This window comes from Xenorhabdus japonica, assembly GCF_900115195.1.
Classification (GTDB): domain Bacteria; phylum Pseudomonadota; class Gammaproteobacteria; order Enterobacterales; family Enterobacteriaceae; genus Xenorhabdus; species Xenorhabdus japonica.
Map to the genome: position 1 here is coordinate 16,951 of NZ_FOVO01000022.1, position 16,380 is coordinate 33,330.

A 16,380-nucleotide genomic window follows, 5' to 3' on the forward strand; every position below is an offset into this window, starting at 1 on the left:
TACCGGGATAGCCTGAAGAAATACGTTGCAGAAATCAGCCATTAATTAGTTTTCCGAAAAATGAAAAAAAGGATTGATGTGCAAAGTAAAACATCCCCTATCATTCATTAATGGCCACACGCGAATCCCGTCATCGCCCAACCATTTCGCATCCATCTGTCTGTCTCTGCCCAAAACGCCCATTTCGCCTGATGCTCTGCTGAACCTGAGCTGGCTGCCAGATAATCCGTAGAAGTCACATAAAACTCCCGTGCCCAGCCATTGTAGAGATAAAAATTACCCCATTCTTCATAGAGCTGTTCGAGTGCATATTTGGAGGCAATCCGGCTGCCAAGTGATTTGCACAGTTGTTTTGCCTCAGAATAAAACGCTTTCGTCAGGCCGGAGCGCTCAAACCAGGTGTGAACCGTCAAGGTCAATTCGACCTGCTGCCCGGTCTCATCAGTACCGGTGAATCTTACTCCGTCAGGATTTTGTTGCACCGTCACCACATCACCCGATACTGTGACCGCGGGCGAATCACTCTGCCAGCTTACCCGGCCTGTATTGCCTGCCGTGATAAGGCGAAATTTTGCACCACGCCAGAAAACGGAAGGCCCTCTGGTACCAAATGATTTCTGGTTGGCATTGCCGCCCTGACTATCAACGGCAACAATATCCTCAATACGCAGCGGCGAAACAAATTCGATCACTGGCGATTCTTGTTGCTGATCACCGATCCGCGCAATAACCTCACCTTTTCCCGGACGGTGGCTGACAACAGTCACAGTTGCATTTCCCCAGTAGTCGGTCTGGGTTTTCACAGAAATCATCTCGCTGAAGTCCCCCGACCACTCAACAGTCTGATCCGAAAGCCCCCAGCCACGACTGTCCATGACCGTGACGGTGAACGTTACCTGCTCAGTGCCATTAGCTACCGCATGGGTTTTATCCACCCGAACAGTTGACAACAGGACTTCTTCAAACATAATCACGGGTGCAGCCAACAGCTCATCGCCGACTCGGATCTGCACCTGATGCTCGCCTGTCAACGCACTACTCAGCTTAACCTGTGTTTGCCCTTGGCTATCCGTTTCTGTTCGTTCTGAAGACAACACACCGCGATCCGTTTGCCACATCACCGACTGATTTGCCACGGGTAACCCCAATGAGTCTTTCACCGTGGCGGTCAACACCACCGTATCCTGGCCATCGCTTTTCGCCCGGTCTTTATCCACTGTGATCACGGGTTTCAGCCAGCGTTCAAACGTCACCGGCGCAGCATGAAGTGTTTTTTCCGCCACCTCTGCTTTCATCGTTGCCGTTTCTGAGGTTTGGCTGACTAACCGGGCTGTCGCTTCTCCCTGGCTGTTTGTCTGCCCCTGCTTATCCAGCAGTTGCCCGTTATCCGCTGACCATTGCACTTTGCTGTTAGCAACGGGTTGATCTGCTGCATCGCGCACGTTCACCGTATAAAGGATGCTGTCCTGACCATCGGCAATAGCCGTTTGTTTGTCCGCCTGAAGCGTATGAGCTAGCGAGGCAATAAAGCTAATTGAAGAATACATCACCATTTCGCTGCCAACCGCCACCGTCACTTCCGCATTTCCTGACACCCGGCTGGTTAAATAAGCGGTGGCCTGCCCTTTCGCATTAGTCATTAATGAAAATGAGGAGAACTGTCCAATATTGGTCTGCCAGCCAACGGCTTGATTTGGAACAGGTTGACCGTCGGCGTTTTTAACCGTGACAGTCAAGGACGCCATGGCTTTTCCATTCTCCTTAACGCTCTGTTTATCAACGGTGATTTCGGGTATCAGCACTGCATCAAACTGTACCGAAAGCGCCATGGTAACGTGCTCATCGACAGTAACGCGTACGGTGTGCAGACCCTGCTGACGGCTGCGGAGCACAACCGCTGCCTGCCCCTGTGCATCCGTGTTCTGCCGGGTTTGGGCTAATTCGCCTTTATCACTTGACCAGATAACCGTTTGATTCGGGACGGGAGTCCCCTCCTGATCGGTAACAAGGACGGTATAGATCACATTATCATGACCATCGGCTTTAGCCTGAGTTTTATTCGCTGTCACCTGCAATCGCTTTTCGGTCGGCAAACTCACCATCATGATTTCTGCCCGGTTGGAACGGTTACCCCGGCTATCGATGGCTATTCCCGCAAGCCGAACAGGTTTTTCCGTGGCTTTCGGCAACCGTAACGTCACTTTCTCCGGCCGTTGATCAAGCATTTTCCTGCCTGCTGTAATTCAGCCGTATCCAGCTCTAAACGTGCCAACGGATATTTGGATTGGATAATCGGTACAAAGGTCACTTCTTTGCCTTCATATCCGTTGATTGATGCAGGGAAAGCCAGTGTCAGCAACGTTTGTTTCTGATAATCCAACACCATATCGCTGCGGCGATTTACAACATCAAATTGGCTGGATCTTAAATTGCGCAATGGCGCGACTGCGTTTGGATCAAACTGTTGGCTGAACGGAACGCCCAATTGATAATTGAGGTTCAGAGTAAAACGGTTCTCACTGACACCTTGTTTACCCTGCCGAAAATCTGCGCCCAGTGTCACTAAGGGAACTGGCGTGTAAGTCAGCCCGGTGGTGACGCTATACGGATTTTTCTGGCGTTCTGATTCCCCCAATAATGCAACCTGCTGCCCGTAATAGTGTTCATACTTCAATTGCCCGCCCCAATGAGGAAAAGCAGGCAAATACGCTTCGGCCTGAATATCCCAGCCATTGGCCGGTCTTGCATCAAAATCCGTGAGCCTCGCGGTTTTCCAGTGAGATAAGCGCTGGTAAAGATTGGCGGACAATTTGACGTTATCATGCCAGGCTTCCAGCCCAAGACTGTAACGGTGATGCAGCTCCGGCCACAACGCATCCCAGAAGACATTGGCACCCCATAACCAATTATCGGCGACATAACGATAGCCAAATCCGACTGCCGTTGTTGTCTGACCGTGATGGTTTTTTACCCCTAACTGGCTGAATGCAGTACCCGAAACTGGTTGATAAAAAGGCAGTAACCAATCAAATGAAATGTCTTTTAACGAAAAATGATTGTCGAAAGGGAGTGTGAGGCGGGCATTGCCGTATTGATTTAACCACGGTGTCAGTGTCGACGCCACCGCAGACGTTAACTTCTGGGCGGCCATTGTTTTTGCCGCTTCGCTGGGTGATTGCGATTGAGTAAGTTGACTCCATTGGGCGGTGATTTCGGCCAGTTTTTGTGTCTGCGGGTCTTGGTTTTGATCTTCTGGCATAGCCTGACCGGAAAAACTCAGTGACAGACTTAACAAGCTGATAATCAGAGATTTTGTTCTATTATACCAAGTGGATTGGATTTTTTGCACCACGAGTTGTTACCCTTTTCATTCATGCTGAAAGGGGTAACATGCCGAAAACACAGCTTAAGTACCGCGCTTAATTCTTTTTTCGAACATGAAAATTAAACGACTGTCACCCATTGGATTCAAGATGTAATCCCCGCGCAATATCCATTTTTCTGGCCACCAACACCGCCGCTTCCAGTTCACTGCACTGATACGCCCGCATTAATGCCCGTCGCTCCGCTTTTTCTTCTTTTTCCGTCATCCCCAGTGCCAGATAAAGGCTCGGTGGCACCACCCGGAACAAGGCTTCGATTTTTTTCGCCAGCACTACGCCTTCGGTATAGCAGCGCGGGAGTTTACTGGCGGAGAGCAACACGGCTTTTTGTTCCTCGGTCAGTTTTTTGAAGCGGGCGATTTGTTCGACTTCATCCGGCGGCATGGTCAGGCACAACCACCATTCAGCCATATTCAGCATTTTTTCAGCGGTATCCGGGTAGTCAGCGAGGTTTTGGGTTGCGAGCCACAGCCAGGCGCCCAGTTTACGCCACATTTTCACCACCTTGGTCATATAGGGGGAGAGCAGCGGGTTGGTGGTGGTGATATGCCCTTCATCGATCACCAATTGCAGTTCTCGATCCTGATATTGATCCCGTTCGGCCAGATTATTCACGGTATTGATGAGTGAGACCATTGCCAATGCCATCTGTGCCGAATAGTTTTCCCGCGCCAGTGTACCCAGATCAATCAACGTGACATCCACTTCCGGCCACGGCGTACCGGGACGGTTAAACAGTTCCCCTTCAAAGCCCTGGGTAAACATCGACATGGCACCGGCCATTTCATCCGCCCGTGCCCGGCGATGTGCCGTGATTAACGGCTGACCGTGTTCATCCTGTTGATGGTTTCGGGCGATGGCATACAACGCATTTTGTAAGTCTGAGGCCACCATCTGACGTCCCTCAGCAAAGCTGGTGTGTGCTGCCATCATAATGGCTTCACGGATTAACCCCCGATCCGAGCGGGTCAGGCGCTCTTCCTCTTTTTTCTCACCGCCAGTGATCATCAGCCGGGCGGCAATTTCCATCTCACCCAGAATATCGCGCTGTTCATCATTTTCGTCTTCCTGCGATTCATCAGGAATGTCCTGCCATTTATTGGGACTGAGTTGCAGCAGTTGATGGGCATCGGCAAATAGCGCCAGACTGACGCCACAACCCGGTTTGATACCGATTTTATTGACCGTCAGCCCCAGACTTTCGTAATAATCAGCCAGTAAACCAAAGCTGTTCCCCGCTTCCACAATAAACAGACGCGGTCGGTGGATCGCCATCAATTGCACCAGGGAGGCACACAGAGTCGCAGATTTACCTGCTCCTGTCGGGCCAAACAGCAATAAGTGGGCATTCTGGGTGCGATCCTGTTTGTTCATCGGATCAAAAGTCAACGGTGCCTCACCACGATTAAAAAAGCTGAAACCCGGATGCCCGGTGCCTGTCGAACGGCCTGTCACCGGCAAGAGTCCCGCCAAATGTTGCACCCAGCTCAGGCGGGTAAACCAGTGTTTTTTGTCCTTCTGCGGGTTAAAGCCCATCGGCAGGGCACGCAAATATGTATTCAGCGGGGAAACACTGAATTCCGGTCGCACGGGTTGTAATCCAGCACTCAGTAATGTGGAAGAAAGCTGATGAACCCGCTGATTCAGATTACCCAAATCCTTGCCACGCACCAGAAAGGTCAGCGCACTGCGATACAGTTTATGGCGTCGCCCCAGTAATTCCTTCACTTCCAGCACATCCTGCCGGACACGTGCTGATTCAGTATTTTCCCCCACCGCATTTTTTGCCAGCCGGGTAAAATCTTCTTCCAGTGTATCCTGTGCCTGCACCACAATAGTAAGCGTTACTACGGTACCTTCCGGCATCATATCCATCAGTGCATTGATATTATCACCCCGTTTCACTTCCCCGGTCAGCGTGCCCGGCGCTGGCGGGCGGCGCAGGCGTTCAACCGGAATGGCTTTATGCGGCAGGCCGTCAAACCACCAGAGTCCGTTTTCGGGATCAGACACCGGCGGGGTAAACCACAGACTTTCAGCAAAATCATTATTGACGGGAAGATCCGATTGTGTGGATGCCTCGTAACTCACAGTACGGTAAAAATCAGCCTTTTCCATGCCCCAGTCCGGAGCCGGATTAAAATGGCGCAATAGCCAGCTGTGGATCTGTCCGCCACTTTGGCGGGTGGCCATGACACCGGCAGAAGCCAATGACGACACCAACCGCTCACAGACCTGATTAAGTGCAGCGACGGATGACAGAGAAGGGTTATCAGCACGGGATTTGTGGCCAGAGGGGTGCCAGCGGTAAATCACCATACGCGTCTGACGTTGCTGACCTCGCCAGGGTTGCCCGGTAATCAGAGAGTCCTGAAATATCCCGTCAGGTTGAGCAATCCCCTTCAGGTGGCGTTCCGATTCAGCCAGAAAGGTGTCTGTAAAGGCAGTGCCCTGCGCCCACGGTTTCACATAGTCCCGTAATGTATTGAGATAACTGGCCGGCTCATCTTCATCCTGACAAAAAAACTGCACCACCCACGGTGAAATATCGTCTTCTTCCAGACTGTCCTGAATCGCATCTTCCAGCTGATCCCGAATCTCAATCAATCGTTCAAGGGAACGACCTTCCGTTGCCACGGGTTCAATGCGGTAAACCGCCCCCACGGAAATACCGTCGTCCAGCAACAAACATTGCCCGTCTTCCAGATATTCCACCCAGGGCAGGTAGTCGATAATGGACGGATTCGTCCGGTAAATCGCCGCTTCATCGGCATCCCGCAGTTGGCTGGGGCGATTCAATGCTTTAATGTTTTGCATTACAGTACCTCCGTGTGTTCACCCGGCAGGGCATACTGCACCTGCTGATAAAACGGGAACACCGTGCTGTAGCCTAGTATCGGTGTCTTGCCAGCAACCAGATGCGGATAGACATACATCACCATATCGGGATTGGGTAAGCGGGGAAACTGCTGGCTGATTTCATGCTCAACCGAACGACTGTAATGGTAAGGTTCTTCCAGTGCCCGGTTTCGTTCGGCAGGGGTTAACGCCCGGCGCAAGGTTTGCCTTGCCAATATTGCGCTATGACCCGCCTTATTCCCCTCCCACATCGCCAGCACGGTCTGTTTGCCGGCAGGGAGTAAGGCCTCTTTCGACGTCGAACAGCCTGCTAACAACCCCGCCAGACACACTACCCAACCATATTTTATTTTCTGCATGATCCAGACTCCGTGGTGCCAATGGCCGTAAACGTGGCAAATTCGGGGTGCACTGCCAGCTCGGATAAGGTAAAAGGCAGGCGTTCCCACTGCTCAGGCTGAGCCTCTGCGTTGCCCTCAACAATAGCCTGCCATTGCATTTCCGTCAGACGAAAGACGGTAACATCGCCGTCACCAAGCAACCGGTATACCCTGCCAGCTGAGAGATATAACCGATACTCTTCTTTATCGACAAAACGCCAGTCAAGCTGAACCCGCGCTGGTTCAGACAGACACGTAACGGGCACTTGCAGGCAATAAGGCTGGCTGGCACTAAACAACCATTGAAAGACAGGCTTTTCCATTAATCTAATACATCCTGATGATTATATTGGGTTGACTCACTCAAGCCGTAACGCACCTTACGTCCTTTCGCTTCGTAATCAATCGCCAGCGGTTGTGTGATATGCACCACTAACCGGGCACCGGGTGGAACATAAACCGCATCAAAAGTCTGGCTGTAACGTTGTTTGAGCCATTCGGTTATGTCATTCATGCCACCGGCCATGGCTTTTCCTAATGCCGACTGTCCGGCATTGCCCGTTAAGGCTGACGTGATACCGCCAGCACCGTTGGTTTGCGCGGTTCGCTGACTTTCGTTCAATGCGTCCCCGGCTGAATTCATGGCCGAAAGGGCAAACAACGTCGGCAGATAGGTGCTGGCGTTGGATTTACGCTCACCGCTGATACAGGGAATGCCATTTTCATCAGACAGCCAGCCGATACCCTGCGGATTTTGCCCGGTGCCCGGTAAGGTACGCACCGTGCCATCCTGAAAAACAAAGGTGATGGAATTGACCTGCCCACGCACGCAGGCCAGTGTCCAGTCGCCACTGGCCGAGCCGGAGACAACAGCGCCTTCCACCTCTGGCAGTTCGATACCGTTGGCGGTCAGGTTGTTTTTGCCGATAAGAATTTTGAACGGATACGGATCAGTGACCGTGCCATTGACAGGCACACGGCCTAATAACGCGGTCATCGCCTGACTGCCCACCAAAGTGGCATTTTCAGGCAGGGTATAGACCAGTTTCTCGTTTTCTTCCTTAAGCGAGGAATTTTGGGGTGTATTTTGCCCAGTTGTCGGTTGTTCACTTAAAAAAGAAGTCGGAAATTGCGCCGTGGTTTTTTCATTACCCATAGCTTGCATATCTGAAGACTTTTCATCAGCAGGGGGCACCCAGATAAGTTCATCCTGCCCCTTGGCTGGCTGAGCAGAATACGGACTACCGGCCAGTCCCAACCCAAGCGGCATCTGATTATCCTGAGAAGGCAAAGGCGCTGAATTTAATCGTTCCGTCAGCAAATCAATCTGTGCCAGTACCCCCTGCTGCTCATCCTGTAACTCGCGTCGGCGTTGTTCATCTTCCTGACGGATGGCGGCAACGGCCGCGTCTATCTGCCCCGCGACATCGTGACGCTGACTTTTTAACTGGTCATTTTCTTTCAGGATATCGGCATTCTGCTGGCTTAAGTGTCTCTGCTCTGCCCGCACTTTATTCAGTGTCCCTATCAGGGTACGCAGGGTATCTTCCGGTGTATCGCCCCCTACCCCCAGCGCCTGTAACTCCTCCGGTGACAGCGTAGCCAGTACATTATTCGACGTCGTGTCGGGCGCTGCACCTTCCGTTGAACGGCAACTTTTGATGCCAATAAATCCGCCGATAAGCAGCACCATGGGCACCAGTATTTTCACCAACGCATTGGATTTAACCTGCATGACGTCCTCCCGGTTTCACTGATACCGGCTCAGGTATAAGGGCGTTATCCGGCAGCCCTTTTGTGACGAGATACAATACCGTGGCCTCTTCCGGTGTCCCCGCCTCACCCAGCCAACGATGCTGGAACGTGGCCACTACAAATTTCCCTTGTAAGGCCCGTGGATCAAGGGTGATTTTTCGTTGGGTGGGATTGCGCAGTTTCAGTGCCACTACAGTGTGATTGTGCAATCCCCAACCTGCCAGCGGCATAATTTCAATCGGCTCTGACGGATAGAGGGTAGTGATGGTTCCGGGTAAATGCAGGTTCACGGGCTGAATACCCGTAACTGGCTCTACAGTACGTAACGGTGCATAGAGCTGCTGCGCCGCATAGCGGGTTAAAACGACCGGAACGGGCGCCGACAATTCAGGTTTACTCTGGGACTGGGATTGTTCTTTTGAGACCGGTTTTTTTTCATCCAAATAAATAATGCGTACCGGCTCTGCTGGCCCCGCTTTGGCGGCCGTAATATCCAGTAAAATGATTTCGCCGTTTTCGCTGTCCTGCAATTGCAGGCGGGTTTGCGGGAAGGTATTGTTGGCTTTCAGATAAATCGCCCCGCCTACGCTTTGTACCCGCAATTTATCGCTGAGCGACGGAGGAAAACCGATACGGACATTTCTGTCCGCAAAAATAATCCGCTCCTGACCGACCTTGAGCGCAATGGATAACGGAATACGTTCCCATTTCATCAGTTCATCGGCCTTTGCGCTGACGCTGAACAGTAAGAGGCTGACCAATCCCAGCCAAAAACTACGACAGCCAAATGGCACTCTGCTCATTGAAATACACCCTTTTTCTCTTCCGACAATTGTGGTATCGCTTCCAGCCGCTGTGGCATGCCGTCGTAACAATCCAGTGCCAGCCCGAAGGGATTACGCTCGGCATCGCCTTCCCAGCGCACCACTTTCAGCGGATAGCGCACTAATGCCCGTTTAACCGGTTCGGCGTGATAATATTCATCCGCCACCAAATCCAGCCGGACTACCCAGTTATCCCGGTCATGCACCGTCACACTGCGCGTCCCATAGCCCCGGCCGGGAATTTCATACACCACGCGCACCCGATCAAGCAGCTCGCCACTGTCGGCCCGGGTTTTGGCATCCTCCCGTAAAAAATCCTGACACGCGGGGGTCAGATAAGGGGATAAAGCATCAATTTTGGCCAGATAGTCCTGTGCCCCGTTTTTCGGCCAAGCGTTCAGTTGCTGGAAAATATAAAAGGCAAAACTGTAGACACTCGACGCAGGCACTTCCCACCACGGGCGCGTACTGCCGGTGCGTAAGTCCGGCGGATGATGGATGGTGAGATTGCGCGGTGAAGCCATCCAGCCGGTCAGGGTCAGCAGCAATACCAACACCAAAATGCTGCACGCCATTCTCAGGGTCAAAATATGCTGATCCCGATTTTTGATCGCATGACGAAACCGGCTCATCGCAGGCTCCTGCTGCGGCGCAACGACCAGCCCTGAGCGGTAAGAATCCATGCCGGATCACCGATACCCAGTCGGCGTTTTTTCTCTGCCAGTTTCAGCCAGATATAATTCTCCGGCTTGCCACGTTTGAGGTGTGCGAGCCAACGCCCGCCAAAGCTTACCAGTAACAAGGGCATGACCAACATGCCGGTCGGGAGCATGACCCAACCGGTTAATGGGATCAGGGGAATACTGACTGCCAGTCCGAGCGTGATCCCAGCCAGTGCGGCCAGTCCCATCTCAGGCGTGGTGAACCCGCGAAATACCACCGGTTCAGCGTTTAAACGGTCAGGTAAGAAAGCGATCGTCTGCATGGTTATCACCTTAAAAGATAATGCTGGCCGATTTCGACAGCAACCAAATCACGGCAACCAACAGCACCACGCCAACCACGACGATGGCGCCAAATTGGGTCCAGGTCGATTTGCCATCCCGCACTTCGGAAAAAGTTTCGACGGCGGCCGAGGCGACCTTAAAGAACGCTACTGCCGAAAGGATCAACCCGCCAATCACAATGCCATCCTGTGCATACCCTTTCGCCTGTCCCAGCAATCCGCCTCCGCCACCACTTTTGGGCGGTTCAATAGCCGGTAAATCGGCCCAGGCTGATTCACAGGAAAATCCGAATAACAGCATGAACGTACTGAGCCGTGTCATCAGGTTTGTGCTGATACGTCGGCAGACGGTAAAAATGTGCTTCATGTTCTATCTATTCCTTTTCATCGTATTCGCTGCATTAACTGGCAAACATCCAAATAGCCATGACCAGCAATACCGCGGTTCGAAGGGCAAACTGGCTGAGGGTCTGATTACGCACTTTTTCATTCGCCCAGCCATGCCAGACATCTACCGCCGCCCAGGCCGCCCAGAAAAATAAGGTGGCTAAGAAAAATCCGACACACACCAGATACAAAAAAGTGATATCAAAGTGCCCGGATGCCACTTCAAAGGCATTGCGTTGCACCTGCGTCATTGCGGGTTTTCCTGACGGTAATGGCCGGATAAGGTGCCTGACTCACGAGGTTGGGCACGGGACGGAGTAAGGTAGTAATCGATACCGGCTTTGATGGTATTGAGATCGGCTTTGATGCGTGAATAATCAAAGTCATAACGAGGGCGTTTTGCTGTGTCAGACTGATTTTCTGCGATGCTTGCGCGTTCCAGTGCTATCTGTACCTGTTCAATCAGACGCTTTGCGCTTGCCAGCTCGTCTTTCTCAGCCGCATGTGCCAGTGACATACACAATACGGTCAACCCCAGCAGACAAGCAGAACGGGACAAGAAAAAGCAACAACGCATAAACACTCACCTCATCATGGAGTTCGGGATGCCGAGGATGCAGTGTTTTTTAAATCTGATCAGCAATAAACTCTTTATGCTTTGGTAAAAATTAGCTAAATAGTCTGACTAATTTATTTTACCCAATAGATTTCAGGCTGGATCGTGGCGGCAAGAAAGTGAATCCCCGGGAGCATAGCTTACTATGTGACCAAGGTGAGTGAACGCAGCCAACAAAGAGGCAACCTGAAAGATAAAGGGTATTGCCAACGATTTAACAATGAAGGAAGTAACATGCTGAGGATTGATTTACACGTCCCTGATGATGAGTATGAGACGGTGAGGAAACTGGGCGCGCACTGGGATGCAACCACCCAAATCTGGTATATCGACGGCAGTTTTGACCCGGAGCCGTTTATGCAATGGCTGCCGTTCTACAATGTGCATGCGGAATTTTGGTATCTAGCCCAGACCCAAACAGCCTGTCCACACTGTCATGAATACACCACCGTCACCGCATTTATACTGCCTGCCGAACATCAGCTACTGGAAGCAGATAACGGCGATGAACCCGGCACGGAAGTAGACTACTCAGAGCAGGATAGCCCGGCGTTTCTGTTTTATATCGCGGATATTCCCACTATCGTGCGTAACGTGCTGCCCGGTTTTCATCATACGCTGCGCAAAGCGGTCAGCCAACGGCTGCGCAGGCAGCACTGGATAAACCACTGCGAACACTGTGAGGCGCAACAGGATGATACCTATATGTTTGCGGAAGTCGGGGGCGCATTTTTCCCGACGTCCAGGGAACAAGCGGCGGCTATTCAGCTTCACCGTATTGATCAGCCTTTTGTAGGGTATTGTGAAGATATTTCGCACAATCACTACCATTTCGATCCGAAGCTGGGTGGCCGTATCTGTAAAGCCTGTGACTGGTTTGAATGCATGACGCAGGTGGTGAATGTGCCGTCAAAGTATCTTCAATAGGCTGCGGAATAAGCAGTAAAAGAAAAATATGACCTATAGCACCTTGTGGAATGACAAGTGCAGATCATGGTGACCACCTGAATGGTCACCTCTGATAAAAGGTATTTACACAAATGCAGTACAGTTTCCACTTGCAAGATCACTGAGTTAACCTTTGGATTTCCTTGATCTCAGTAATGAACTCCATAACATTTTGTAAATCATTGGCATAAGATACAGGGTAAAGTGACTGAACAGATTCAGGAACCACGAGTTGTAGCGATTTATCCTTCATTTCTGCCAGTTGTTGCTCACTTATCCCCGGCTGCATCGTTATCAGATGCTTGCGCTCCACTCGGTCTCCTTCAGCCAATACTTGCCGCCAGCGATCTTTACATGTCGTTTTTGCGCCAAGTAGCCGCAAATTTTCCTGAGGAAAAGATTTATCGTGATAAGCAAAAAAACATGGGAAAAGAAAATCGGGTTTAGACTTATTCTCTGTTATATTTTTGGCAGAACCCTGTTGAAATTGCAGATTATGCAATGAGAAAAGATGATCCAGGTGATTTTCAAAGGCAAAACCGGCACGGGATTTTCGCCTGTTCTGAACACTCAATGAGAAATGAATGAATTCATCAACATCATTCCCATTTTCCCCAAATCCCTGCGATAATTTTTTCTCTACCTCATAGCGTTCATACGTTTTAAATAATTTTTCTTCCTGTTCCATCCATAGCATCAGTGTATTATCGGGTTCATTTATTGGTTCACCTGAAGCCAGTTCCCTTGCCAGTAAAGAAAATTCTTTTGACTTAGGAAAACCAGCCGGAAAGCGCTTTAATAATGTGTCCAGTAAATTTTCATTTTTACTTTCAGGTTCTTCAAGCTCTATTCCCAGGTCTTCAAATAACATCCTGACCGGAAGGATAAGCGATTTTTCCTCAATCGAAGATCGGGAAAAATTATGACCAAGACTACCCAGCCCAAATAAAGTATTCAGCTGTAATTCAACTGAAGATCCCGGGGGAGTTATAATAAGCAGCAAATCGCCATTATTACGTTTAATAATTAGAAAAAAATCACCTTCGTTCATCAGAGATGAAACAGGATTCGTTTTATAATACATACGATATTCAGCCGATCTGTTTGGCTGGTTATAACGAGTATCATACCACGTTAATTGATCTTCACAGATGACCGGCTCGCTATCTTCTCCGGCAATATAAGTCAGTGTTGCCTTAAAAAATATTTTTTCTCCTTGTTCGGGAACGGGAAGATATCTTGAAAATCCTGCTTTGACCAATCCACCAATTTCATGTTGATTTGATTTTTTAGGATCAACATCAACAGCCGAAAGATATTTTGCAACTGCGACTTCGAAATGATCAGATAACTGCTCAAACATTTTTATTATGTATCCCCTTAGTATCAATTTCTACAGAACCACTACCTGCACAAATCCACTCTTCTATTCTTTCAGATAATTCCTGAGCGGGTAATCTGAATCTGCCTTTTATAGCACATTCCCAGATAACCATAACGTGCCAGCCGTTACTCCTGAGCTTCTCATTAATAGCTTTATCCCGTAATACATTCTTCCCAAGTTTGTTCATCCAAAATTCGGTTCTGGTCATCGGGGCTTTAAACAGATAGCACTCATGGTGATGCCAGAAACACCCATGAGTAAAAATGATTTTTCGGTACTCATCGATCACAAAATCAGGCTTTCCCGGTAATTCTTTTACCTGTGTCCGAAACTGAAAGCCCGTGTCTGCAAGGATCGCTGCCAGTTTTATTTCAATGGCTGTGTCACAATTTCGGATCGCTTTCATATTCTTGCTACGAATTGCAGGATGGTGAACATCAGCCATAATCAAACCTTATGCCACTTTCTTGCTGGTTTTAAACGCAACCGCTCTGGCAATATAAGGTGCTAATAATTGGGCCACAGCAGCAAAAGCAGGAACAATCACAGAATTGCCGAATTGCCGGTAGGCCTGAGTATCTGATACGGGAATACGAAAAGTCGTACCACCCGGAGATTCAAATCCCATCAAACGCGCACACTCGCGAGGTGTCAGCCTTCTTGGTCTGTTTTTCTGGTTTTCTTCATTGTCAAAATCTATCTCTCCAAGCTCTTGGTTCCAACCTCGGTCGATAAGTATTTCAGAGCCATCTTTATGGTAACGGGCGGACAAGGTGCGGGCAACGCTATTCGGGTTATCAGGGAAAACCAGACCAAAGCCAAAACCATTTCCTTTTGCCTGATGTTTTTTCGCGTAGTTGTATAAATATTTCCATAAAGCAGGAGTAAGGATATATTTGTTATCTACATTACTGCCCAGTAATTCTTTAAGAGTCGGTCTTTGCGCAGGAAAAAGTTGATTCATATCTCTGAGGGTAAATCCCTGGTGGATATTAAGATCACGCCGAAATCCAACCAAAACAATACGTTCACGGTGTTGTGGCAGGAAATTTTGTCCATCAATAATCTTTGGATCATCTTTCCCTGTATGTTCAACATCTGCAACAGAATATCCCAATTCATCCAAAGCCTGCAAAATAACCCGAAACGTTTTCCCTTTATCATGGCTTTTCAGGTTCTTCACATTTTCCAGCAGGAAAATGGCTGGTTTTTTGGCAGCAATGATCCGGGCTACATCAAAAAACAATGTTCCCTGCGTTTCACATTCAAAGCCATGAGCACGGCCTAATGAATTTTTCTTTGATACCCCCGCAAGAGAAAAAGGCTGACAAGGGAAACCCGCCAGTAATACATCATGATTGGGGATTTCACGATCTATATTCTGGTATGCTTCTTTATCACTGGCAGAAATATCATGGCTCAGAGTTATATCCCTGATATCAGAATTAAATACATGCTCTTCAGGATCGCAATACCAGTTTGCTTTGTAAGTACGAACCGCATCTTTGTTCCATTCGCTGGTAAACACACATTGCCCACCAATCTCTTCAAATCCTTTTCTGATCCCACCAATGCCGGCAAACAGATCAATAAAACGAAAAGTGTAATTCGGATGGTGTTCAGGCGGTGATGGCAACAAACTATTGAGCATCTGTACTTCCAGCTCAGTTAATTGCTTTTGTACCATTTTACCATTTAACCAGCGATTAAGTGTTTCACGAGTCCAGTCGCTATGACTAATAGCCCGAAGTGCCTCAGCAACATATTTTTGATCATAGATTTCAACGAGTTTACTGATTAAAGCTTTGTCTTCTTCCTTTTTCCGGTATTGTTCTTCTTCGTTTTGTGCAATTAGTTTTTGTGCAATTAACTCTAACTCTTTCATAGTAAAAACCATTTAATCAGAGGGATATATTAGTGTAATAATATCACTCAACTGACACAGGATAAAGTTAAACTGACAAAAAGAAGTCTCAGGTACGTATAATAATCACTGACGCGCCGCCATGCGGCTTGTCTGCTGACGATAGAATACAAAACAAAAAAACGTTTTGCATTCCATCGTACAGCGTCATTCACTATAAATATTTTTTAAACATCGACGTTGTTATCACCACCGTCATACCCAGCAAGAGTGCCGCAGGCAGCAATATCACCGTGGGATACACCACATCCGGCCACGATAAATACAGCACACAGGGAATAGTGCAGGCCGGTTTAATACCCCGCTTGGCATGGTGATAAACAAAACTCGATTCATACCCCGCTCCGTAACGGCGTAAATCCCGTCGTCCCAACCCGTCAACCAGTGCAACTAAAACCACCATCACAAACAGCGGAACTGATAGCACCAAGATCGCCAGCCGGGTCAACGTGACCATCGTAATAAACATCGTGGCCAGCCCATATTCCTGTAAATAGCCCGATACACCAAGTAATACCGCATTGAATTCACGCATAAAATCATTGCGGCTATTGAGCTGATATTGTCGCTGCCCCTGTATCCAGTGCATAAAACCACTGTCGACAAACAGCCATTGATAAGCCTGTGTCAGCCAGTCAGAGACCGTTTGTGACGGTTCGGATAACAGCAGGCTCTGGGTAAATTCCGTGGATAAAAATTGCAGTTCGGTGTTCATCATCGTCTGGCTGTGGGAGGCACCCTCATTCTGCCAGAGAAAAGTCATCCCGAGATATTCCAGTAACAGGCTGAATAGCCACGACATCACAATAAACCCAATGAGTTGCCACGGCCATTCCCATAACACACGATACAGCAGGCTGTGCTTACGCGGTGGTTGAGTGGATTGACGGGAAGCCGGTTCTGATTGTGCCATA

Annotated in this window: 17 protein-coding genes; 1 reads left to right on the forward strand and 16 read right to left on the reverse strand. The window is 49.2% G+C overall.

From position 1 onward, the window contains the following. Positions 1 to 107: 107 nt before the first annotated feature. From BM135_RS09875 to BM135_RS09925, 12 genes are all read right to left on the reverse strand, one after another. Positions 108 to 2,225, reverse strand: coding sequence for an Ig-like domain-containing protein (locus BM135_RS09875; RefSeq protein WP_245737363.1), 2,118 nt, complete (start codon positions 2,223 to 2,225; stop codon positions 108 to 110). After that, positions 2,198 to 3,352 (reverse strand): inverse autotransporter beta domain-containing protein, encoded by a 1,155-nt coding sequence (locus tag BM135_RS17445; protein ID WP_245737364.1) that lies wholly within the window; start codon positions 3,350 to 3,352, stop codon positions 2,198 to 2,200. The genes BM135_RS09875 and BM135_RS17445 overlap by 28 nt, the downstream gene beginning before the upstream one ends. 103 nt (positions 3,353 to 3,455) lie before the next feature. Continuing rightward, a complete protein-coding gene (locus BM135_RS09880; protein ID WP_092519582.1) occupies positions 3,456 to 6,200 on the reverse strand; it encodes a conjugative transfer ATPase in 2,745 nt (914 codons plus the stop codon). Further along, on the reverse strand, positions 6,200 to 6,601 hold the full coding sequence (locus BM135_RS09885) for a TIGR03751 family conjugal transfer lipoprotein (protein WP_092519583.1): 402 nt from the start codon (positions 6,599 to 6,601) through the stop codon (positions 6,200 to 6,202). Before BM135_RS09885 ends, BM135_RS09880 begins: the two co-directional genes overlap by 1 nt. Beyond that, positions 6,589 to 6,945, reverse strand: coding sequence for a hypothetical protein (locus BM135_RS09890; RefSeq protein ID WP_092519584.1), 357 nt, complete (start codon positions 6,943 to 6,945; stop codon positions 6,589 to 6,591). The genes BM135_RS09885 and BM135_RS09890 overlap by 13 nt, the downstream gene beginning before the upstream one ends. Continuing rightward, positions 6,945 to 8,357: a TIGR03752 family integrating conjugative element protein gene (locus BM135_RS09895; RefSeq protein WP_092519585.1), complete on the reverse strand. Its 1,413-nt coding sequence runs from the start codon at positions 8,355 to 8,357 to the stop codon at positions 6,945 to 6,947. Before BM135_RS09895 ends, BM135_RS09890 begins: the two co-directional genes overlap by 1 nt. Then, positions 8,347 to 9,180 carry a TIGR03749 family integrating conjugative element protein gene (locus tag BM135_RS09900; protein ID WP_092519586.1) on the reverse strand — a complete coding sequence of 278 codons (834 nt, stop codon included), beginning with the start codon at positions 9,178 to 9,180 and terminating at the stop codon, positions 8,347 to 8,349. The genes BM135_RS09895 and BM135_RS09900 overlap by 11 nt, the downstream gene beginning before the upstream one ends. Continuing rightward, positions 9,177 to 9,833: a PFL_4703 family integrating conjugative element protein gene (locus BM135_RS09905; protein WP_092519587.1), complete on the reverse strand. Its 657-nt coding sequence runs from the start codon at positions 9,831 to 9,833 to the stop codon at positions 9,177 to 9,179. The genes BM135_RS09900 and BM135_RS09905 overlap by 4 nt, the downstream gene beginning before the upstream one ends. Continuing rightward, the gene (locus tag BM135_RS09910) at positions 9,830 to 10,186 is read right to left on the reverse strand and encodes a TIGR03750 family conjugal transfer protein (protein WP_092519588.1); all 357 of its coding nucleotides are present in this window, start codon (positions 10,184 to 10,186) and stop codon (positions 9,830 to 9,832) included. The genes BM135_RS09905 and BM135_RS09910 overlap by 4 nt, the downstream gene beginning before the upstream one ends. 10 nt (positions 10,187 to 10,196) lie before the next feature. After that, positions 10,197 to 10,529 carry a TIGR03745 family integrating conjugative element membrane protein gene (locus BM135_RS09915; RefSeq protein WP_244175543.1) on the reverse strand — a complete coding sequence of 111 codons (333 nt, stop codon included), beginning with the start codon at positions 10,527 to 10,529 and terminating at the stop codon, positions 10,197 to 10,199. Between the two features lie 79 nt (positions 10,530 to 10,608). Next, on the reverse strand, positions 10,609 to 10,845 hold the full coding sequence (locus BM135_RS09920; RefSeq protein ID WP_092519589.1) for a TIGR03758 family integrating conjugative element protein: 237 nt from the start codon (positions 10,843 to 10,845) through the stop codon (positions 10,609 to 10,611). Next, complete coding sequence (locus BM135_RS09925; RefSeq protein WP_092519590.1) at positions 10,842 to 11,171, reverse strand: integrative conjugative element protein, RAQPRD family; 330 nt, start codon at positions 11,169 to 11,171, stop codon at positions 10,842 to 10,844. Before BM135_RS09925 ends, BM135_RS09920 begins: the two co-directional genes overlap by 4 nt. A 195-nt stretch (positions 11,172 to 11,366) precedes the next feature. Here BM135_RS09925 and BM135_RS09930 point away from each other — a divergent pair, with 195 nt between their 5' ends. Then, entirely contained in the window at positions 11,367 to 12,137 is a 771-nt protein-coding gene (locus BM135_RS09930; RefSeq protein WP_245737365.1) for a DUF5710 domain-containing protein, read from the forward strand. 139 nt (positions 12,138 to 12,276) lie between these two features. Here the strand turns inward: BM135_RS09930 and BM135_RS09935 are convergent, their stop codons facing one another. The 4 genes from BM135_RS09935 to BM135_RS09950 form a co-directional block, all read right to left on the reverse strand. Then, positions 12,277 to 13,521, reverse strand: a complete 1,245-nt coding sequence (locus BM135_RS09935) for a type II restriction endonuclease (protein ID WP_092519592.1) — start codon at positions 13,519 to 13,521, stop codon at positions 12,277 to 12,279. After that, positions 13,514 to 13,987, reverse strand: coding sequence for a very short patch repair endonuclease (locus BM135_RS09940; protein WP_092519593.1), 474 nt, complete (start codon positions 13,985 to 13,987; stop codon positions 13,514 to 13,516). Before BM135_RS09940 ends, BM135_RS09935 begins: the two co-directional genes overlap by 8 nt. A gap of 9 nt (positions 13,988 to 13,996) precedes the next feature. Continuing rightward, positions 13,997 to 15,427, reverse strand: coding sequence for a DNA cytosine methyltransferase (locus BM135_RS09945; RefSeq protein WP_092519594.1), 1,431 nt, complete (start codon positions 15,425 to 15,427; stop codon positions 13,997 to 13,999). Positions 15,428 to 15,620: 193 nt separating this feature from the next. Then, entirely contained in the window at positions 15,621 to 16,379 is a 759-nt protein-coding gene (locus tag BM135_RS09950; RefSeq protein WP_092519595.1) for a TIGR03747 family integrating conjugative element membrane protein, read from the reverse strand. Between the last annotated feature and the right edge of the window lies 1 nt (position 16,380).